General features: G+C 71.0%; 15 protein-coding genes. 4 read left to right on the plus strand and 11 right to left on the minus strand.

All coding sequences use genetic code 11. From position 1 onward, the window contains the following. Window positions 1-7 precede the first annotated feature (7 nt). Together ACFWN7_RS16060 and ACFWN7_RS16065 are read right to left on the minus strand one after the other, a co-directional pair. On the minus strand, window positions 8-892 hold the full coding sequence (locus tag ACFWN7_RS16060; protein ID WP_376939854.1) for a hypothetical protein: 885 nt from the start codon (window positions 890-892) through the stop codon (window positions 8-10). Continuing rightward, window positions 889-3480: an ATP-binding protein gene (locus ACFWN7_RS16065; protein ID WP_376939855.1), complete on the minus strand. Its 2592-nt coding sequence runs from the start codon at window positions 3478-3480 to the stop codon at window positions 889-891. Before ACFWN7_RS16065 ends, ACFWN7_RS16060 begins: the two co-directional genes overlap by 4 nt. A 150-nt stretch (window positions 3481-3630) precedes the next feature. Between ACFWN7_RS16065 and ACFWN7_RS16070 the strand changes: the two genes are divergently transcribed. After that, on the plus strand, window positions 3631-5388 hold the full coding sequence (locus ACFWN7_RS16070) for an FAD-dependent oxidoreductase (RefSeq protein ID WP_376939856.1): 1758 nt from the start codon (window positions 3631-3633) through the stop codon (window positions 5386-5388). 373 nt (window positions 5389-5761) lie between these two features. Next, window positions 5762-7087: a GNAT family N-acetyltransferase gene (locus tag ACFWN7_RS16075; protein WP_376939857.1), complete on the plus strand. Its 1326-nt coding sequence runs from the start codon at window positions 5762-5764 to the stop codon at window positions 7085-7087. 144 nt (window positions 7088-7231) lie between these two features. On the opposite strand, the gene ACFWN7_RS16080 is transcribed toward ACFWN7_RS16075, so the two are convergent. The 4 genes from ACFWN7_RS16080 to ACFWN7_RS16095 form a co-directional block, all read right to left on the minus strand. Further along, window positions 7232-8362: an AI-2E family transporter gene (locus ACFWN7_RS16080; protein ID WP_376939858.1), complete on the minus strand. Its 1131-nt coding sequence runs from the start codon at window positions 8360-8362 to the stop codon at window positions 7232-7234. Between the two features lie 277 nt (window positions 8363-8639). Then, window positions 8640-10079 (minus strand): lipase maturation factor family protein, encoded by a 1440-nt coding sequence (locus ACFWN7_RS16085; RefSeq protein ID WP_376939859.1) that lies wholly within the window; start codon window positions 10077-10079, stop codon window positions 8640-8642. 224 nt (window positions 10080-10303) lie between these two features. Then, window positions 10304-11743 carry a phytoene desaturase family protein gene (locus tag ACFWN7_RS16090; RefSeq protein WP_376939860.1) on the minus strand — a complete coding sequence of 480 codons (1440 nt, stop codon included), beginning with the start codon at window positions 11741-11743 and terminating at the stop codon, window positions 10304-10306. A 4-nt stretch (window positions 11744-11747) separates the two neighbouring features. Further along, window positions 11748-12488 (minus strand): NUDIX domain-containing protein, encoded by a 741-nt coding sequence (locus tag ACFWN7_RS16095; protein ID WP_376939861.1) that lies wholly within the window; start codon window positions 12486-12488, stop codon window positions 11748-11750. 80 nt (window positions 12489-12568) lie between these two features. On the opposite strand from ACFWN7_RS16095, the gene ACFWN7_RS16100 reads away from it, so the two are divergent. Further along, entirely contained in the window at window positions 12569-13393 is an 825-nt protein-coding gene (locus tag ACFWN7_RS16100; RefSeq protein WP_376939862.1) for an MBL fold metallo-hydrolase, read from the plus strand. A 328-nt stretch (window positions 13394-13721) separates the two neighbouring features. Further along, on the plus strand, window positions 13722-14243 hold the full coding sequence (locus ACFWN7_RS16105; protein WP_376939863.1) for a MarR family winged helix-turn-helix transcriptional regulator: 522 nt from the start codon (window positions 13722-13724) through the stop codon (window positions 14241-14243). A 10-nt stretch (window positions 14244-14253) separates the two neighbouring features. Here ACFWN7_RS16105 and ACFWN7_RS16110 read toward each other — a convergent pair whose 3' ends face one another. The 5 genes from ACFWN7_RS16110 to ACFWN7_RS16130 all read right to left on the minus strand — a co-directional run bounded on the left by ACFWN7_RS16110 (window position 14254) and on the right by ACFWN7_RS16130 (window position 19830). Further along, window positions 14254-15759 (minus strand): sulfatase, encoded by a 1506-nt coding sequence (locus ACFWN7_RS16110; protein ID WP_376939864.1) that lies wholly within the window; start codon window positions 15757-15759, stop codon window positions 14254-14256. Between the two features lie 139 nt (window positions 15760-15898). Continuing rightward, on the minus strand, window positions 15899-16915 hold the full coding sequence (locus ACFWN7_RS16115) for an aliphatic sulfonate ABC transporter substrate-binding protein (RefSeq protein WP_376939865.1): 1017 nt from the start codon (window positions 16913-16915) through the stop codon (window positions 15899-15901). A gap of 26 nt (window positions 16916-16941) precedes the next feature. Next, on the minus strand, window positions 16942-17751 hold the full coding sequence (locus ACFWN7_RS16120; protein ID WP_376939867.1) for an ABC transporter ATP-binding protein: 810 nt from the start codon (window positions 17749-17751) through the stop codon (window positions 16942-16944). Then, window positions 17748-18563 (minus strand): ABC transporter permease, encoded by an 816-nt coding sequence (locus tag ACFWN7_RS16125; RefSeq protein ID WP_376939869.1) that lies wholly within the window; start codon window positions 18561-18563, stop codon window positions 17748-17750. The genes ACFWN7_RS16120 and ACFWN7_RS16125 overlap by 4 nt, the downstream gene beginning before the upstream one ends. A gap of 28 nt (window positions 18564-18591) precedes the next feature. Further along, on the minus strand, window positions 18592-19830 hold the full coding sequence (locus ACFWN7_RS16130; RefSeq protein WP_376939870.1) for an ROK family protein: 1239 nt from the start codon (window positions 19828-19830) through the stop codon (window positions 18592-18594). Between the last annotated feature and the right edge of the window lie 202 nt (window positions 19831-20032).

The raw sequence follows: 20032 nt of genomic DNA on the forward strand, positions 1-20032 counted from the left end.
TGTCAGGCTACGCCGTGCGGCCCCGTTCGAGCGAGGTGCGCCGCCGTTCGAGCGAGACGGTGAACACCACGTAGGCGCCCACCGAGGCGATGATGCCGATCGTGAACAGCCACGCGCTCGGCCGCGCCCAGACGAGGTCGCCGACGCGCACGACGAGCGCGAGCACGATGACGGCGAGGCTCACGAGCTGCGCCTGGAACACGCGGCGGAACGCCGACCACCGCGCATCCCACAGCATCCAGACGTTCACCATGCCGGGCAGCGTGAGCACCGTGCCGACGATGCGCGCGGTGAGCGGCGTCACGTCCCAGGCCCAGACATCGACGAGGAGCGACGGCACGACGAAGAGCACGAGCCCGGTGACGGATGCCGCGGCGCCCACGATCGCGAGCGAATAGCGCCACGGCGCCGGGATCTCCACGTCGTCCACCTCGGGTGCGCCGTCGTCCTCACGGAGGTTCACGACGATCGCGATCAGGACGAGCACGGGAGTCGTGATGTAGAGCGCGACCCACGTGATGAAGGAGAGGTGACCGAAGTGGAAGCGGTCCCAGTGCAGGAAGGTCGCCGCCGAGGCGAGGCTCGCGAACACCAGCACCGCCGGGAACCCGTGCCGGACCCGGTGCCACTGCCGCTGCACGGCGACCTGCACGAAGAACCAGATCCCGCCGGCGTACGCCGCGCCGAGCAGCATCGACGTGATCGGCGGGTCGATCGTCCACGCGAAGTGCGCCGCGGTGCCGCCGGGAAGCACGACGAGCAGGAACGTGGCGGCGACGAGGAACGGGAGGACCACGTAGGCGACCACGCGGGTGTACGGCAGCACACGGTCGAGCCGTCCGGCGCGGTGGCGCTCGGGACCGCGAACGAGATCGGGTTCTATGTCGCTCACGCGGCCTCCAGGGCGTACGCCACCGCATCGTCGACGTGCAGGTGCCGCCCGCGCGTGCGAGCCGCCTCGAACACACCTGCCCCCGGGCCGGCGAGGATGCCATCGACGAACTGCTGGTGGAACGAGAACGACGGCGCGTCGTAGAGGCCGGTACGCTCGCGCACGACCTGGGCCGCACCGAACAGGGTGCCGGCCCGCTCGCCGTCGCCCGACCCTGCGGCGACGGCGGTGAGCCCCTCGAGCGCGTACGCGACCCCCTCGTCGTGGCCGAGTCGGGCCGAGAGCGAGAGGCTCTGCTCGAAGCAGGCGCGAGCGACGCCGAACTCGCCGAGGAGGACCTGCGCCCAGCCGCGGTGATGCAGCGCGATCGTCTCGCCGAGGTCGTCGTGCTGACGCTTCGCGACGGCGAGGCTCTCGTCGAAGCGGGCGAGCGCGGCACGCACGTCCTGCTTCAGCAGCGCCACTCGCCCGAGCGTGACGAGTGCCATCGCCTCGCCCCACCGGTCGTCCGACTCGCGGAACAGGGCGAGGCTCGCGTCGAGCGCTTCGTCGGCGCGGTCGGTGTCGGGCTCGCGGGCGCCCAGGAGGGCGAGGGCGAGGGAGATGAGTGCGAGGGCCTCGCCGGAGCGCTCGCCCTCCCGTCGGAACAGCGCCGCGCTCTCGTCGAGGCCGGGCACGAGCCACTCGTCGGGGTCCTGCCAGAACGCGATCGCCCGGGTGAAGTAGAGCGCGGTGGCGCGGGTGAGGTCGTCGAGTTCGTCGCCCGAGTCGAGCACCTCGCCCATCCATCCGTGCACCTCGCCGAGGTGGCCGTCGATCCACCAGTAGACGTAGAGCGTCCACGCGAAGTGCGCGGCGGCCGCCCACTGCCTCGTGTCGAGGAGGTGCCGCATCGCCGCACGGAGGTTGTCGCTCTCCTCGGCGAGCAGGGCGAACCACTCGAGTTGGTCGGCGCCCTCGAGCTCGAACTCCGCCTGCTCGCCGAGCCGCACGAAGAACGCCACCTGTCGGTCGCGCAGCGCCGCGGCATCCGCCCGGTTCGCGAGCTGGTCGAGTGCGTACTCCCGTACGGTGGAGAGCATCGAGAACACCGCGCGGTCGCCGCGGTCCTCCTGGTGCACGAGGCTGCCGTCGACGAGCGCCCCGAGATCGTCGAGCGTGTTCGCGTCGGGGATGCCGTCGGCGATCCACTCGGCGGCGTCCAGGCTGAATCCGCCCGCGAAGAGGCCGAGCCTCGTGAGCAGCTCGCGCTGGGAGGGCTCCAGCAGCTGCGTGCTCCACTCGATCGTGGACCGGATGGTGCGCTGGCGCTCGGGCAGGTCGCGCGAACCGCCGCTCAGCACGAGGAGTCGTCGGTCGAGCCGTTCGAGGAGTTCGGCCGGGGTGAGCACCCGCGCGCGGGCGGCGGCGAGCTCGATCGCGAGCGGCACGCCGTCGAGGGCGATGCAGATGCGTTCGACATCTTCCACGTTGTCCTCGGTGAGCTCGAAGTCGGGCTTCGCGGCGCGCACACGCGCGACGAACAGGTCGACCGACGGTGCGGCGAGCGCGCGCGCGATGTTCGCCCCATGCCGCATGTCGGGCAGGGCGAGCGGTCCGAGCTCGACCCCGTGTTCACCGGTGATCCGGAGGAGGATCCGGCTCGTCGCGAGCACCGTGAGGTGCGGGGCATCCGTCAGCAGCGACCGGATGCCCGGGGCCGCCTCCACCACCTGTTCGACGTTGTCGAGCAGGAGCAGCATGTGCCGGTCGCGCACCGCCATGCGGAGCTTCTCGTGGAGCGTCCCGTCGCCCACGTCGCGGATGCCGAGCGCCGCGGCGATCGCTGCGGGCACGAGACCGGGGTCGGTGACGGACCCGAGGTCGACGAAGGCGATGCCGCCCGGAAACCCGTCGCGCACCCGGTTCGCCGCCTCGATCGACAGCCGGCTCTTGCCGATTCCTCCGGGGCCGGTCAGCGTCACGAGCCGCACGTCCTCGTCGGCGAGGAGGCTCACGACCGTCTCGAGCTCGCGCTGCCGCCCGACGAGCGCGGTGAGGGCCGCCGGCAGTCCAACGACGCCGCCGGTCCAGGCGCCGGGCTCGCCGGACTCGCTCGACGTGTCGGCCGCCAGCGTGAAGCGCTCGGCCAGCAGTGTCGCGAGGTCACCGCGCGCGAGCTCGGCGAGTTGCTCGGCGTCGGTGAAGTATGCATATGAGACGCGGTCGTCGTCCTTGATGCGGCCGAGCAGCTCCTGCAGCCTGGCCTCGCGCTCGCCGCCCTCCTTCACGTAGACGAGCTTCGGCATCTCGTGCGGCGCGAGCAGGTACTCGTCCTCGAGCCCCGAGACCTCATCGCCCGGCGCGACCCACCCGTAGCTCTCGCCGTACAGGCCGACGAAGATGTCGCTCTGGTCGAGGTAGGCGCGGTACAGCTCACGCGGCGGATGCGGCCGGGCGCCGAGCTCGAACAGGACGGGTGCGAGGTTCAACTGCTCGATCGCGGCACGCACGGCCCGGCGTTCCGGCGCGAGCTCTCGAAGCGTCGAGCTCACGAAGACGCGCAGACGCTGGTCGGGTGTGCGGATCGCCCGGTTGACCGGACCCATATCTGCAGTCTGTTCCTCGCGGCATCCGTGTGTAAATACCCCGGCCCGAGGTCGGGCGCCGGCCGGGGACTGGCCGGCGGTGATGCGCCGGCGGTACACTCGCCGCGTGACGGCCCCGGCCGCCGCACCGCGCTCCGAGGGGACGAACGCATGGATGCCCGAGATTCGGCGCGTCGGCCGCCCGCGATCCTCGTCGCCTCCGCCGATCCGTCGGTCCGCGCCGCGCTCCTGGAGCCGCTGAATCGCAGGTACGCCGCCGACTACCGCATCGTCGACGCCGATGGGCCGGATGCCGCGGTCGCCGCGATCGACGGCCTGCACGCGTCGGGCGGCGATATCGCGCTGCTGTTGGCGGATGACGCATCGCCCGTCGCGGGGCACGAGAGCGTGTTCGCGGCGGCCAGGCGCAGCTTCCCCGACGTGCGCCGCGGGCTCGTCATCGAATGGGGCTCGTGGGCCGATCGCGCCACCGCCGACGCGGTGCTCGAGCTCATGACGCACGTGCAGATCGACTACTACGTCGTGCGCCCGGTGCACTCCCCCGACGAATCGTTCCACCGCGCGGTGACCGACTTCCTGCGCGAATGGGAGGCCGCGGCGGGCAAGCGGCACCGGGGCTTCACCGTCATCGGCGATGACGCCCAGCCGCGCACGCACGTGCTGCGGAGCCTCCTCGCCCGGGGCGGCGTGCCGACCGACCACCTCGACCCCGGCTCGCCCGACGCGTCGGCGCTCCTCGCAGGGGCCGGTGTCGACTACGGCGGCGCGCCGCTCGTGCGCACGGCCGACGGACGGGTGCTCGTCGATCCCGACGACGCGGAGCTCGCCCACGCCTACGGCCTCGACACGTCACTGCCGGAAGGCACCGTCGACCTCGCCGTGGTGGGAGCCGGACCGGGCGGCCTCGCCGCGGCGGTGTACGCGGCATCCGAGGGGCTCGACACGCTCGTGCTCGAGGGCGAGTCGATCGGCGGTCAGGCGGGGTCGAGCTCGCTCATCCGCAACTACCTGGGCTTCTCGCGCGGCGTGTCGGGCGCCGAGCTCGCGCAGCGCGCGTACCAGCAGGCGTGGGTGTTCGGGGCGCGCTTCGCGCACACCCGCCGTGTGGTGGGCATGCGGGTCGTCGACGGCGGCTTCGAGCTCGACGTTGCGACAGGGGGCGCGCGGGGCGGCGCGCGGGGCGCACCGGACGGCGCGCCGGGTGACGTCGTGCGCGCACGGTCGGTCGTGCTCGCCACGGGCGTGAGCTATCGACGCCTCAGCGCGCCGGGCCTCGTGCCGTTCGTCGGGGCATCCGTCTTCTACGGCGCCTCATCGGTCGAGGCGCGGGCGCAGTCGGGCCGCGACGTGCTCGTCGTCGGCGGCGGCAACTCGGCGGGACAGGCGGCGCTGCACCTCGCCCGCTACGCACGGTCGGTGTCGCTCGTGGTGCGCGGCGAGTCGCTGGCCGCGAGCATGTCGCGGTACCTCATCGACCAGTTGGATGCCGCGGGCGTCGGTCTCATCACGGGCTCGCGCGTCGTCGACGCCGGCGCCGCCGACGCCGACCGGCTCGATCACGTGGTGCTCGAGCGCGCCGAGTCGGACGAGCGCGTGGAGGTGCCCGCGCACGCCGTCTTCATCACCATCGGAGCCCGCCCCCACACCGAGTGGCTCGCGCCGGAGGTGCTGCGGGACCGCTGGGGCTCGGTCATCACGGGAACGGACGTGCTCGCCGAGGGCGGGCGCCGGGCGTGGCTCGGCCACGCCGGCACCGAACCGGGCCTGCTCGAGTCGTCGGTGCCGGGCTTCTTCGCGGTCGGCGACGTGCGGCGGGGCTCGGTGAAGCGCGTCGCGTCCGCCGTCGGCGAGGGGTCGGTCGTGGTCTCCTCGGTGCACGCGCACCTCGGGGCGCACGCGGGCGGGTGACGCGTCGCCCGGAATCGGCTGCCGTTCATTTCCCCCGCTCGCTCGGTTCCCCGCCATCGTTCGCCCCGCCTTCACTCGGTTCGCCCCGCCTTCACTCGGTTCGCCCCGCTCACTCGGTTCCCCGCCATCGTTCGCCCCGCCCTCACTCGGTTCGCCCCGCCCTCACTCCGGTTCGCCCCGCTCACTCGGTTCCCCGCCATCGTTCGCCCCACGCTCGTGTGAGGACTGCCTCATATGAGGCAGTCCTCACACGACGAATCGGGACAGCATCCCCGGCGCCGGGTCGGCCGCAGGCTCGACGGCGACGGCACGGAGCGCGTGGACGAACCTCACCGCTGATCGAGTCGGGCGGGCGACGACGTACGCTGGCTGGATGTCGTTCGATCCTCGAAGCATCCCGGTCGACCCCGCCGCATCCGCCGCCCTCGCCCGCCACGGCCTCGAGTATCGACTCCTCGACCCCGACGACGACGACGCGATGCGCGCGTGGGTGGAGGCTGAGAATCGCGGCTTCCACCACCCCCGGCCGCGCGAGGTCGACCGTGCGTACGACCTCGCGGTCGCCTCGGAGCGGCGGGTGCACGGGGTGTACGACCCTGCCGCCGCCGACCCCGGCGTGCCGGTCGCGACCGTCGACGGCTGGCCGACGGGACTCAGCGTTCCCGGCAGCCGCAGCAGCGTCGACGCCTGGGCCGTGAGCGCCGTGACCGTCGCACCCACGCATCGGCGCCGCGGCATCGCGCGTGCGCTCATGGAGGGCGAACTCGCCAACGCACGCAGTGCCGGCGCGGCCGTCGCGATGCTCACCGTCACCGAGGCGACGATCTACGGGCGCTACGGGTACGCGCCCGCCGCGAAGGCCGCGACGGTCACCGTCGACCGCCGCCGCGCCCACTGGATCGGTCCGGATGTCCCGGGCCGCGTGCACTTCGTCGAGCCCGGCGACCTCCGCAAGGCCGCACCCGCGATCGCGCGTCGCGCCGTCGCCCGCACCCCGGGCGAGATCGACCGGTGGCCGGGCATCCTCGACCGTGCGCTCGGCCTGGTCGATCCCGAGAGCGAGGCAGCCCGCAGCCTGCGCACGGTCCGTTACGACGATGAGCGCGGTCAGCCGCAGGGGTTCGTCGCCTACCGCATCTCGCGCGAGCCCAATGCACCCGGCTTCGCCGAGTTCGAGTTCCTCGTCGCGGCAACCGACGACGCCGAGCGGGCCCTCTGGCGGTTCCTCGTCGAGCAGGATTTCGTGGACGGCGTGCGCGGCAGGCTCCGCTCGGTCGATGAGCCGTTGCCGTGGCTGCTCGAGGATCCTCGCGCGGTCACGATCAGCGACGTCGTCGATCACCTGTGGGTGCGCGTCCTCGACCCCGTCGAGGCGCTCGGTGCTCGACGCTACGGGGCCGCCGGCACTCTCGCGCTCGAGGTCCGCGACGCGCTCGGATTCGCGGCGGGGCGGTTCCGGCTGGCCGTCGACGACCGCGGGCGCGCCGAGGTGGAGCGGGTCGAGGAGGGCGATGTCGCGGCATCCGCCCCCGCTCTGCGCCTCGGGGTGCAGGAACTCGGCGCGATCTACCTCGGCGGGGTGCGCCCGTCGGTGCTGGGCAGGGCCGCGCGCATCACCGAGCTCTCGCCGCGGTCGCTCGCTCTCGCCGACCGCATGTTCGCGGCCGAACGCACTCCGCACCTCAGCATCTGGTTCTGAGCTCGCTCGCTGAGCCCGTCGAAGCGAGCCCGTCGAAGCGAGCCCGTCGAAGCGAGCCCGTCGAAGCGAGCCCGTCGAAGCGAGCCGGTCGAAGCGAGCGTGCCCGGGCGGTGCCCCTTCGACGGGCTCAGGGCACTCAAGGGGCTAGACCGCGTCCTGGCGCGGGAACACCACCTTCTCGATGATGATGATGAGCGACGCCGCGACCGGGATCGCGACGAGCGCTCCCAGCACGCCGCCGAGGGTGCCGCCGGCGACGGCCGCGATGACCACGAGTGCGCCCGGCACCGCGACGGCCCGGGTCATGATGCGCGGGCTCAGCACGTACGCCTCGAGCTGCATGTAGATCAGGTAGTAGATCGCCGCGGCGAGGGCCGTCGCCGGCGAGGCGGCGAGGCACACGAGTGAGATGACGATCGCGCCCGTGATCGTGCCGACGAGCGGCACGAGCGAGAACAGGAACGCGATGAACGCGAGCAGGATCGGGGCCGGCGCGCCGATGATCGAGAGGTAGATGAGGCTCAGCACGCCGTTGATCGCGCCGAGGCTCACCTGGCCGATCACGTATCGGCCGACCGAGCCGGTGATCTCCTCGGAGACCGCGCGATACCCGCCGCGCGAGCTGGCCGGCACGAACCTCGCCGCGTAGCGCTTCATCGAGTCGAGCGAGGCCAGGAAGTAGAGCGTGAGGATGAGCACGATCGTCGCGCCGGTGAACCCTCCCGCGATTCCCGCGCCGACGGCGAGGATGCCGCCGCCCAGGATGCCGAGGTTCGCGGGATCGGCGAGCCACGCGCCCGCAGCATCGATGCCCTCCTGGATGGCGTGCCCGCTCCCGGTGAGGGAGTTGAGCCAGGCGACGAGATCGCTGTTGCGCACGTTCTCGACGATCGTGTCCCAGTCCTGCACGATGATCGTCGTCTGCTCGACGACGATCGGCACGATCGTCGCGATGAGCCCGACGAACACCCCGATCACGACCACGAACACGAGGAGGATCGCGAGCCAGCGCGGCACGTCGTGGCGCTGCAGCCAGCTGACGACGGGGTCGAGCCCGAGCGCGAGGAAGAGCGCCAGCGCCACGTAGAGGATCACCGTGCCGAGCTGGCCGACGATGGCACCGAGCAGCAGCGCGAGCAGCACGCCCAGCGCGCCGACGAATCCGATGCGGAATGCCCGGATCCTGACCTCGGGACCGCCCGACCCGGCGTTCCCGGTGACCTCGGCCGCCGGCGTCTCCTCCAGTGCGCGGGGGCGGCGTCTCCGTGTCCACATGCGAGTGACGCTACGCCTTCGTCGCCGACGAACGGTGCGCCGCGCCGTGGTGCACGCTCTCGACCGTCGGCGCCCGAGACGCTTCCGGGAATGAATCGTCGACTCCCGTGTTGCCCTCCCTTGCGCAGGTCTCCTCGCTTGTGCAGATCTCCTCGCTTGTGCACGTCTCCTCGCCCCTGCGTTCGACCTCTTTGCGTCGTGACTGTCGACGGCGCGTCCGACCCCCGGTCTCGGTACGCGCTCGCTGCGCTCGCTACTCGACCGCCGAGCGTCACCGTCACCCAAGGCCGGCGGGCCGGATGACCTCACCCTCGAGCGTGCGCACCCATCGCTGCCGCATCGCCCGGAACTCCGCGTGCGTCGTGAACCGATAGCGGTAGGCGCGCGCTCGCACCCACCGCGGCGGCGAGCCGTCGAACGGGTCGATGGCGAGCAGGCGGAGCGTCGCGGCATCCGCTTCGAGCAGCCGCAGCAGGAACACCTCGAACCACGGCTCCCACATGCGCCCGAGCGGCAGGAACCACATCAGCCAGTCGAGCCGCAGGTGGTAGGGCGCCCACTGCCGGGGAATCGCCCGCACGTCGCCCGGCTTGCCCTTGAAGCCGTACTCGCGCCACTCGGCTTCATCGCCGGGCGTCTCGTCGAGGGTGCCCTCGACCACGATCTCGATGCGCCGCTTCGTCACGGTGCCGAACGCGCCGTAGGCGTTCACGAGCATCCACCGGTTGAAGCTCGCGTTCATGAGTTGCCGCCGCGAGAGCAGGTTGCGGATCGGCCAGAAGCTCAGCAGGACGAGCAGAGCGGATGCCGCGAGCACCACGATCGCCCACCAGATGGGCGTCGTGGCGGCATCCGTGCCCAGGTCCGCCGGAATCGCCGGGATCAGCCAGTGCCAGGCCGAATCGGTGATGGCGGATGCCGCGAGCACGACGGTGATCCAGTTGAGCCACGCGAAGTTGCCGGTGACGATGAGCCAGAGCTGGGTGAGGATCACCACCACGGCGGCCGTCGACCCGACGGGCCCCGGCACGAACAGGAGGAACGGCACGACGAGTTGCGCGAAGTGGTTGCCGAGCACCTCGCCACGGTGGAACCACTTCGGCAGCAGGTGCGCCTGCCGGCTCATCGGGTTCGGCATGGGCTGCGTCTCGTGGTGGTACATGAGCGCCGTGAGGTCGCGCCATTCGCGGCCGCCGCGGATCTTGATCATGCCCGCGCCGAACTCGAGCCGGAATACGAGCCACCACACGGCGACGATGATCGTGATGGGCGGCGGCTGGCCGTTCGAGCCGAGGAAGGCCACCGTGAACAGCGCCTCGCAGAGCAGCATCTCCCAGCCGAACCCGTAGAACGTCTGTCCCACGTTCACGATCGAGAGGTAGCCGATCCAGAGCGCTCCGAACACGAGCATCGGCACCCACGGCGGGCCGAGCTGCGGAAGACCCACGACGACGGATGCCGCGAGCACGAGCCCCGCGATCGCGAGCGCCACCAGCCGCCGATCGGTGTAGCCCCAGCGGAACAGGGTCGGTCCGCGCAGTCGAGACGAGCGCCGCAGCAGCTCGGGCACCGGGAGCATCCCGTGCTCGCCGAGGAGCGGCCGGAACTGGTTCAGCGTCGACAGGAAGGCGACGAACGCGAGCACGCCCACCCCGCGCTGCAGCACCTGGCGGGCGATCTCGTAGTCGTGCGCGTCGAACCAGTCGAGCCAGTCCACGTCCTCACGCTACGCCGCGCCGCGTTGGTCGAGTAGCACCCGACGCAGTCGGGCGCGTATCGAGCCCCCCGACCCGACCGCGAAGTTCCTCCCGATGCGTCGTGTGCGCGTCGCCTCATGTGAGGCGCGGCTCACACGAGCGAACGGGACACCGTCTCCGGCGCGTCGAGCGGCACCGGTGGTCGAGTACAACCCGACGAAGTCGGGCGCGTCGAGACCCTCGACTACGACCTGATGCCGAACCGCTCGCGCAGCGCGAGCTTCGCCGCCCACCACCCGTTCATGCCGTGCACGGCCGGCCCGGGCGGGGTCGCGCTCGAGCACAGGTACACGCCCTCGAGCGGCGTGCGCCACGGCGCGGTCGACACGACCGGCCGCTTCACGAGCTGCGCCATCGTGAGCTCACCGGCGTAGATGTCGCCGCCGACGTAGTTCGGGTTGCGGCCGGCGATCTCCGTCGCCGAGCTCGCCGCCGAGGCGAGCACGAGGTCGCGGAACCCCGGCGCGAACCGCTCGACCTCCGCCGCGACGAGCTCGGTCGCGTCGAAGGTCGACCCCGCCGGCACGTGCGTGTACGCCCATAGCACCTGCTTGCCCGCAGGGGCACGGCTGGGGTCGGCGACGCTGGGCTGGGTCACCAGGACGTACGGATGCCGCGGCGCCCCGCCGCCCGAACCCGGCCGGTCTCCGCGGCGCACCGCGTTCTCGGCCGCGGCGATCTCGACCCGCGAGCCGCCGAGGTGCACCGTGGGCGCGAGTGCGACCTCGGGGTTCGTCCACGGCACCGGCCCGTCGAGCGCGAAGTCGACCTTCGCGACGCCCGACCCGTACCGGTAGCGCCGAAGCGCCCGCGCGTAGCCGGCGGGGAGGTCGGCGGTGAGCAGCAGTTCGGGCGCGGTGTCGAGCAGGACGGCCCGGGAATCGCCGGTGACCTCGTCGAGGCGCGCGACCGGGGCATCCGTCACGATCTCACCGCCGCGCGCGCGGAGCTCGGCGGCAAGCGCGTCAGCGATGGCCTGCGAGCCGCCGCGGGGGAATCCCCAGCCCGCCCCGTGCGCGTGCATCGCGAGGAGCAGCCCTGCGCCCGCCGACGCGAGCGTCGGCATGCCGCCCGCCGCGTGCGCCACGACCCCCGTGAAGAGCGCGGGTGCGACGTCGCCGCGGAACCGCAGGTTCCACGCCGGCGTGCCCTGCTCGAGCGAGCGCAGGCCGAAGCGGAACGCGGCGATCGGGTCGCGCGGCACGCGAAGCAGCTGCGACCCGGTGAACGACACGACGCCCCGCCGGCGGGCGAGCAGCGGCGCGATGAGCCGTCGCCACGCCGGGCCGTCGCCCCCGAGTGCGTCGACCGTGCGGTCGAGGTCACGCCAGGCGATGCCGGCCCGCCCGCCGTCGAGAGGGTGGGCGTACGAGACCTCGGGCACGATCCAGTCGATGCGGTCGAGGAGCCCGAGCCGCCGGAACACGGGGGACGCCAGGGCGGCCGGATGCACCGCCGAGCACACGTCGTGCCGGAACCCCGGCAGGGTGAGCTCTGCGGTGCGCACGCCGCCGCCGATCGTCGACGCACCCTCGAGCACCCGCACCGAGAGCCCGGCACGCGCGGCGATCACCGCGGCAACGAGGCCGTTCGGCCCGCTCCCGACGACGGTGACGTCGATCACGCGATCAGAATCCCGTACCGAGCGTGTTGACGTAGACCCACGGCAACCGATCCATCAGGAGCCGGTGCCGGTTGCCCTCCGCGTCGGGGGCGTCGTCGGGCACCGCGGGGTCGTACTCGCGCCGGAGCAGCTCCGCCTCGTACTCGTCGTCCTCCTGCCAGAGGATGGTCGTGCCGTCGTCGCTGAGCTTCGCGACGTAGGGCTTCACGTCGCCGCTGCGCAGCTCCGCGAGGGCTTCGTCGACGGATGCCGCGCGCGCCAGCCCGTGCAACGTCACCCAGGTCGGCGGCCACAGGGTCATGCTGCCGGCGGCGTGCCGGTCGAGTGCGTCGATCGGGCGGAGCCACTCGACGGCCATCACCTCGTCGGGTGCGGGCCGGATCTCGCCGTCGGGCACGCGCATGGCGAAGAAGGTCGTGCGCAGCTGCTTCGGCGACCCCTTCGGCGGCGTCCAGTGCGAGAACGGCACGAGGTCGTAGCGGTCGAGCTCGAGCCCGATCTCCTCGCGGGTCTCGCGCACCGCGGCCCGGCGGGCGGCGTCTTCGCCGTCGACCGGGCCGCCCGCGGCATCCGCCTCGTCGACGGCACCGCCCGGGAACACCCAGGCGCCGGCGAAGGAGCCGCGGTCGCGGGGGCGTTCGGCGAGGAGCACCTCGAGGCCGCGCTCGCCGTCGCGCAGGAGCACGACGGTCGCGGCCGAGCCGGGAACAACGTCGTTCGTGAGTGATTCAAGGTCGCTGTCCATGGACTCAGATTAGGCCGGTCGCGTCGCTCGCGCACCGGTGCGTTCGTCCCCCGAACGGGCCGCGCCGATACACTTCGGGCATGCAACTGCCCCGACTCCGCGGCATCCATGACGAGGCCGTCTCGCCCCTCGCGACGCTCGTGCGCGCGCCCAACGCCGGACCCATGACGCTCGACGGCACGAACTCCTACGTGCTGCGGGCGCCGGGCAGCGCCGGCGTGGTGGTCGTCGATCCCGGGCCGTCGGATGCCGCGCACCTCGAGCGGCTCGCCGCATTCGGCCCCGTCGAGCTCGTGCTGCTCACGCACCACCACGCTGATCACAGCGAGTCGCTCGCCGAGTTCGCGCGAATGACGGATGCCCCGGTGCGGGCGACCGACCCGGCGTTCTGCGTCGGCGCGCCGCCGCTTACCGGCGGCGAGCGCATCCGTGCCGCGGGCATCGACATCGACGTGCTGGCCACGCCCGGACACACGGCCGATTCCGTCTGCTTCGTGCTGCCCGGCGACGACGCCCACGGGTCGGTGCTCACGGGCGACACCGTCCTCGGACACGGCACGACGATCATCGCCGACCCCGACGGCGCCCTCGGCCCGTACCTCGATTCGCTCGCACGCCTGAAGGCGCTGGGCGAGGGGGCGGGCGGCCCGGTCACGGTGCTGCCCGGACACGGCCCGGTGCTGCGCGACCTCGCGTCGGTGTGCGACGACTACCTCGCCCATCGCGCGGAACGTCTCGACCAGATCCGCGCGGCCCTGCGCGAGCTCGGCACGGATACCGCGAACGCGTCAGTCGAGGAGGTCACCGACCTCGTCTACGCCGACACGGATGCCTCGGTGCGATTCGCGGCCGAGGCATCCGTTCGAGCGCAGCTCGCCTACCTGCGCGGCGCGGCCGACGCCTGACCAGCCGGGCCCGGTCGGCGGCCGGGCCGCCATCCCTTTCGAAGCCGCCACCTGTTCGGCAGTGCAGGAAGAACTCGCGGTTGTGCGGCGTGTCGCCACGCGACACGCCGCAGTACCCGCAGAAGTTCCTGCATTGGCCGGCCAACGGAACCGGCGACCGGATGCCGCGTTACGCGGCGACCGTTAAACCGCCGGTCCAGTCGATCTTCTCCTGCACGGCGAGCGTGAGCTGCAGGAAGCCGACGGCCTCGAGCTCGCGGGCCCGACCCGGGCAGCGCCTTCTACCTGAAATCAGTTGTCGCGTCAACCAATGCGGTAGAATCGGATCATGACGAACGACACGCAGCAGCTCACGACCGAGGAATCCGCCGCCTGGGTGCGCCTGGTCGCGCTCACCGAACTGCTGCCGGTCGCACTCGACGCGCAGCTCCAGCGTGACGATGGCATCACCCACTTCGAGTACGTGGCGCTCCTGTCGCTCGCGGATGCCCCCGACGGCACGATGCGCATGACGGCGCTCGCCGCGCATACGAACGCGACGCTCCCCCGTCTCTCGCACGTCGCCCGACGTCTCGAGGAGCGCGGGCTCATCGAGCGCTTCCCGTGCCCCGAAGACCGCCGCGCCACCAACGCGACGATCACCGGGGCGGGCCTGCGTCTGCTCGTCGACGCCGGCCCCGGGCACATCGACACCGTGCGCGAGACCGTGATCGACGCGCTCACGCCGCAGCAGCTCGAGCAGCTCTACGCCATCGCCGGCGCCGTGCTCGCAAGGCTCGACCCCGACGAGCGGCTCACCGCGACCTCATGCCGGTTCACCGAGGCGCAGCCGACCGCCCTCGCCGGCTGAGCGCGAACCACTAGCGCCCGACCGGCTGATGCACGGCACCATCGTGCTCGGCGTCGCCGGCATGCTCCTGACGATGGGCAGGCCGGATCGCGCGTTCCGGACGCGGCTGAGACCGATGCGGCACGTCTCGAAGCTCGGCTTGAAGATTCCAGAGCAGCACCTTGAGGTCTTCCCGCACGTCGAGGTACTCCGGATCGGAGTATCGGTTGCAGAGCTCCTCGGGGTCTGCCTCGAGGTCGTAGAGCTCCCACTCCGGCGGGTAGCTGTGCGGTGACGCGCCGGGAAGCCCGAGGCCGTCGTTGTAGAAGTAGATCAGCTTGTACCGGTCGGTGCGCACACCGTAGTGCGCGAACGCGTGATGGTTCACGTCGTCGTTCTCGAAGTAGCGGTAGTACATTGCCGGCCGCGTCGGCCGGTCGGGCTGGTCGGTCAACTGCGACCAGAAGCTGATGCCCTGCATTCGGGGGTGCGGTTCGATCCCGGCGCTCTCGAGGATCGTCTGGGCGAAGTCCACGTTGGTGACGATCTGCTTCAGCGGCTCGTGGCGATTCGGGATCCGCGACGGGCAGCTGATCACGAGCGGCATCCGCAGCGATTCGTCGTACATGAAACGCTTGTCGAACCATCCGTGATCGCCGAGGAAGAATCCTTGATCGGAGGTGTACATGGTCAAGGTGTGGTCGAACTCGTTCCGCTCGCGGAGCCAGTCGATCACCCGACCGACATTGTCGTCGACGGAGGCCACGCAGGCGAGGTAATCCTCCATGTAGCGCTGGTACTTCCAGAGCGCGGCCTGCTCGTAATCGAGTTCCTCGGGCGGCGCCTGCTTCAGGTCGGTGAGCGTCAGGTGGTCGGCGATACGCATCGCCGCCCGATGCGCGGCCGACGACCTGGTGCGGTAGTCGTCGTCGAAGGTCGCCGGCACCGGGATGGGATCGGAGTACATGCCCTGGTGCTTCTCGTCGGGCTCCCACGGCCGATGCGGCGCCTTGTGGTGGATGAGCAGGCACCAGGGCTCATCGCCTTCGAGCGACTCGAGCCAGCCGAGCGAGAGGTCGGTGATGACATCCGTGGCGTATCCCTCGACGATCTGAACACCGTCCTCGGTGAGGACCTGCGGATCGAAGTACTCGCCCTGGTCGCGGAGCACCGCCCAGTGGTCGAAGCCCCGCGGATCGTGTCCCGGCCCCTCGCCCATGTGCCACTTCCCGATGATCGCGGTGCGATATCCGGCATCGCGCAGCTGCGAGACGAACGTCGGCTGGGAGGCGTCGATCGGCGTCTCGAGCGTGGTGACCCCGTTGATGTGGCTGTAGGTGCCCGTGAGGATCGACGCGCGGCTCGGCGTGCAGAGCGCATTCGTGCAGAAGCAGTTGTCGACGCGCACTCCCGCGTCGGCGATCTCGTCGATCCGGGGCGTGCGGTTGACGACAGAGCCGTACGCGCCGATGGCGTGCGAGGCGTGGTCGTCGGTGAGGATCAGCAGGATGTTGGGGCGGCGTTCGGTGGAGCTCATGTGTCTCATTCGTCTCGTGCGGAGTGGAGTGGGTGCTGCGAGGTTCCGTGGTGTTCGGGGCGCGTCTGCGGGTCGCGCGGCGGAGCTCGGTGCTCCGCCGCGCGACCGGGACGCGGATGCCGCGTGGGGCGTGCTGCCCCTACTTGCCGGCTGCCACGAACTGCTCGCCGAGGTAGTACGTGTCGGGGTCGGTTGCATCGGTGAGCTTGCCCGCGCTGACGAAGTACTCGTTGAGGCTGGTCAGCCAGGTCGTGACGGTGCCGTCCTCGGTGAGTTCGGTGAGCTCTTCCGACGTCAGGTACTTCGCATTCGCGGCCTCGGCCGCGAGGTCGTCGGCCTTGAGCTTCGTCATCGCCGCGGTGAGCTCGACGGCCTCGTCGAGGTTCTCGGCGCGGAAGTCGATCGCCTCGCGGATCACGGCGATCACGCGTTCGGTCGCCTCCGGGTTCTCCTTCACGAAGGCGGGGCTGGCGACGAAGGCGCTCGGGAAGGCGACCTGGTCGTCGTAGTCCTCGTTCTCCGCGAGGATCTCGAGGTCGGGAACCTGCTCCTGGATGGTGTCGATGAGCGGGTACCAGATGCCTGCGGCATCGACCTGTCCGGCCGAGAACGCCGCGACCACGGTCGCCGGGTCCATGGCGACCTTCTCGACGTCGTCGATCGTCATTCCGGCGTCCTTCAGCGCCATGGTGAGGATCATGTCGCCCGAGGTGCCCTCGGGCACCGCGACCTTCTTGCCCTCGAGGTCTTCGATCGAGGTGATGCCCGGCTGCGCGATCACGCGGTCGGCGTTGCCGAGCGCGTTGATCGAGGCGACCTCGGCCTGTCCCGAGGCGGGCAGCCACATCGCGCCCGGGCCGATGTAGCCGAAGTCGAGGTCATTCGTGCCGAGCGCCTGGATCTGCAGCGGCCCGTTCGTGAAGACCGGGGTCTCGACGTCGATGCCGTGCTTCTCCCAGAGGCCCTGGTCTTCGGCGATCGCGGCGATGCTGGCGCCGTTGAAGTCGGCGATGTAGCCGAATCGCACCTTTGCGAGCTCTTCGGGCTCGGCGGCGCCGGCGCCGGGGGCGGGGTTGCTCGCGCAGCCGGCGAGGGCGAGGGCTGCGAGGGCTGCGGCGGCGGCGGCGGCGCCGCGCCTACGGTGTGCGTTGGTCATGCGATCTTCCTCTTGGGGTCGTGCTGTCAGACGACAGCGGTTTCGGCCGTGCGGCCGGGGGTCTGGTGGTAGACCGCGTTCCAGACGCGGTTGCGCAGTTCGGCGAACTCGGGGCTGAGCCGCATCTCCTCGGTGCGCGGGTAGGGAAGATCGACGTCGACGATGTCGTAGATGCGACCTGGTCGGGCGGCCATGACGACGACGCGATTGGCCAGGTACACGGCCTCGTCGACGTCGTGGGTGATGAACATGACGGTGCGCTTGTCGAGGCTCCACGTGTCGAGCAGTTGTTCCTGCAGCCTGACCCGGGTCAGGGCGTCGAGGGCACCGAACGGCTCATCCATGAGCAGGATCGACGGATTCACCGCATAGGCGCGGGCGATGGCGCAGCGCTGCTTCATGCCGCCCGAGAGCATCTTCGGCAGCGCGTCGGCGAACTGGCTGAGCCCCACCATCTCGATGTAGTGCTCGGCCTTCTCGCGACGCTCCTTCGCGCCCATGCCGGCGGTCTTGAGTCCGAACTCCACGTTCTTGCGCACCGTGAGCCAGGGGAAGAGCGCATACTGCTGGAAGATCACGCCTCGCTCGGGGCCGGGCCCGGTGACGGCGCGGTCGTCGACGAGGGCCTCGCCCGAAGAGGGCATGTCGAGACCCGCGAGGATGTTCATGAGCGTCGACTTGCCGCATCCCGACGGCCCGACGACGGTGACGAACTCGTTGTCGGCGATGTCGAGCGAGACGTCGCCGAGTGCGACGAACTCCTCGCCCTTCAGGTCGAAGGTCTTCGAGACGTGACGCACCGAGATGCGGGCATCGCGCTGGGTTGTTGCGGTCATCGGCGTTCCTGCCATCCCGTGAGCTTCTTCTCGGCGAACAGCAGTGCCCGGTCCATGAGGAGTCCGAGGATGCCGATCGTGATGAGGCCGACGAAGATCGTCGGCAGGTCGTAGTAGAGCTGCGCCTGCTGCATCCGGTAGCCGAGGCCCGCCTGGGCGGCGATCAGCTCCGCCGCGACGAGGGTCGCCCAGGCCGCGCCGAGCCCGACCCGCATGCCGACGAGGATGAACGGCACGGATGCCGGCACGACGACGCGCAGGAAGATTCCGGCGTCCTTGGCGCCGAGCACGCGGGCGGCGTTGATCAGGGTGCGGTCGATGGTCACGACGCCCTGGAACGTCGAGATCACGCACGCGAAGAACGCGGCGAGGAAGATGACGAGGATCTTCGGCTCCTCGCCGATGCCGAGCAGCACGATGGCCAGCGGGATGATCGCGAGCGGCGGGATGGTGCGGAAGAACTGGATCCACGGCTCGAAGAGGCCTCGGGTCCAGGCGTACCAGCCCATGAGGAAACCCACGGGGATGGCGACGAGCGTGCCGAGCGCGAAGCCCACGAGCACGCGGGTCAGGCTCGCGACGAGATCGGAAATCAGGGTGCCGTCGATGAGCAGTTCCCAGCCGCGTACCGCGACCTCGACAGGCGACGGCAACCGCAGCCCGGCCGCCGAGAGCGCCCACCAGAGCAGCACGCCGGCGGCGACGCTGACGAGGTTCAGCGTGAGCATGCGGCGGCGGGCGGTCGCATCCTTCGTGGACGATCGTCGGGAGGATATCTGCCGCTTCGGGGCGGCGTCGGTCAGCGCGACCATGCGCGACCTCCTCGGTTCAAGGGGGACATCAGGTGTTGCTCCTTCGCAATCGGGTGGAAGTGGGTGCGACGTTCGTCGCGGTCTGGTAGCCGGCGAGCAGCGGGGAACTCTGGAGGACGGCGATGATGCCGCCGATCGCACCGCCCTCGTCGCCGAGCTCGGCTCGGCGGATGCGGGGCGAGTACTCGCCGACCGGCAGCAGTTCGTATGCGGTGGTCGCGGCGGCCTGCTCGACGATCACGTCGGACACCTGGGCGACCTCGCCGCCGATGACGATCTCCGACGGATTGAGCGCCACTGCGAGCGAGCCCAGCACCCGGCCGACGGCCTCGCCCGCGTCGCGCAGCACGCTGATGACGATGGGATCGCCCTTGCCTGCCGCATCCGCGAGCTCCTCGAGCGAGGCCAACGGCACACCGGCCGCGGCGCAACGGCGGAGGATCGCCTCGGTCGAGGCGACGGTCTCGAGGCATCCGCGCTTTCCGCAGCGGCAGAGCTCCGCGTGCCCGCCGAGACTGATGTGACCGAACTCTCCGGCGAAGCCCGACGCGCCCGTGACGAGGCGGCCGCCCACGACCAGACCGCCGCCGATGCCGTCGGACAGACGCAGGTAGAGCAGGTGCTCCACTTCGGTCGCGTTGTCCCAGGTCGCCTCGGCGAGACCGGCCAGACGCGTGTTGTTGTCGAGGAGCACGGGGGCGTCGAACCGCTCGCCGAACGCCGTGCGCATGAAGACGGCCCCGGCACGGCGCGCCTCGGCGACGGGCTCGGATGCCGCGTGCGGCACCCGTGGCGAGAACGGCCCGGGGAATCCGATGCCGACGCCGAGCACGCCGTCGAAATGCAGCTCGCGGTCCACGCCCATGCGGTCGATCAGTTCGAACGCCGCGTCGATGCGCTCGCTCCACGATGCCGAGGCATCGTAGGCGACGGCATCGGAGGCGATGAGCTCGTGAGCCGCGTTCGCGACGACGATGCGCACGCGGCGGCGGCCGAAGTCGACGCCGAGATACTGCCCGGCCGCGGGATCGAGGGTGAGCCTCTCCGCGGGCCGGCCACGCCCCACGCGGGGCGCCTCGTCTGCCGACACCGAGATCACACCGCGTTCGAGCAGGTTCGACGTGATCTCGGAGAGGGTGGTGCGTGAGAGGCCGATACGATCGGAGAGCTCGCCACGGGTCATCGCGCCGAACTCGCGCAGCACCTGCAGAACCCGGTCTTCATGGGTTCGTCGGACGAGTGCATGCACTCCACTGGGCAAGGTCACACGGAAACGCTAATTGGGGCGATTTTTTCCGTCAACATCCCGGCGTAATTCGGCGTGAAATCCGACGGGGACGGATGAAATGTGATCGACCGGTCCGCGCGTGCTCGCGGAAAGCGGAAGGGGGGGGGGGGGCGCGCCCCCCCCCCCCCGGGGGTTTTAAAAAAAGACGCGGGCCCCCCCCAAACAACAGGTTAAGAAGGGT

Origin of the sequence: Agromyces sp. NPDC058484, from assembly GCF_042720415.1 — a bacterium.
Classification (GTDB): Bacteria; Actinomycetota; Actinomycetes; order Actinomycetales; family Microbacteriaceae; genus Agromyces.

Coding starts and splice junctions, on each gene's coding strand:
- ACFWN7_RS16065 (WP_376939855.1), bottom strand. CDS start 3,480: ATGGGTCCGGTCAACCGGGCGATCCGCACACCCGACCAGCGTCTGCGC.
- ACFWN7_RS16070 (WP_376939856.1), top strand. CDS start 3,631: ATGGATGCCCGAGATTCGGCGCGTCGGCCGCCCGCGATCCTCGTCGCC.
- ACFWN7_RS16075 (WP_376939857.1), top strand. CDS start 5,762: ATGTCGTTCGATCCTCGAAGCATCCCGGTCGACCCCGCCGCATCCGCC.
- ACFWN7_RS16080 (WP_376939858.1), bottom strand. CDS start 8,362: ATGTGGACACGGAGACGCCGCCCCCGCGCACTGGAGGAGACGCCGGCG.
- ACFWN7_RS16095 (WP_376939861.1), bottom strand. CDS start 12,488: ATGGACAGCGACCTTGAATCACTCACGAACGACGTTGTTCCCGGCTCG.
- ACFWN7_RS16100 (WP_376939862.1), top strand. CDS start 12,569: ATGCAACTGCCCCGACTCCGCGGCATCCATGACGAGGCCGTCTCGCCC.
- ACFWN7_RS16105 (WP_376939863.1), top strand. CDS start 13,722: ATGACGAACGACACGCAGCAGCTCACGACCGAGGAATCCGCCGCCTGG.
- ACFWN7_RS16110 (WP_376939864.1), bottom strand. CDS start 15,759: ATGAGCTCCACCGAACGCCGCCCCAACATCCTGCTGATCCTCACCGAC.
- ACFWN7_RS16115 (WP_376939865.1), bottom strand. CDS start 16,915: ATGACCAACGCACACCGTAGGCGCGGCGCCGCCGCCGCCGCCGCAGCC.
- ACFWN7_RS16120 (WP_376939867.1), bottom strand. CDS start 17,751: ATGACCGCAACAACCCAGCGCGATGCCCGCATCTCGGTGCGTCACGTC.
- ACFWN7_RS16125 (WP_376939869.1), bottom strand. CDS start 18,563: ATGGTCGCGCTGACCGACGCCGCCCCGAAGCGGCAGATATCCTCCCGA.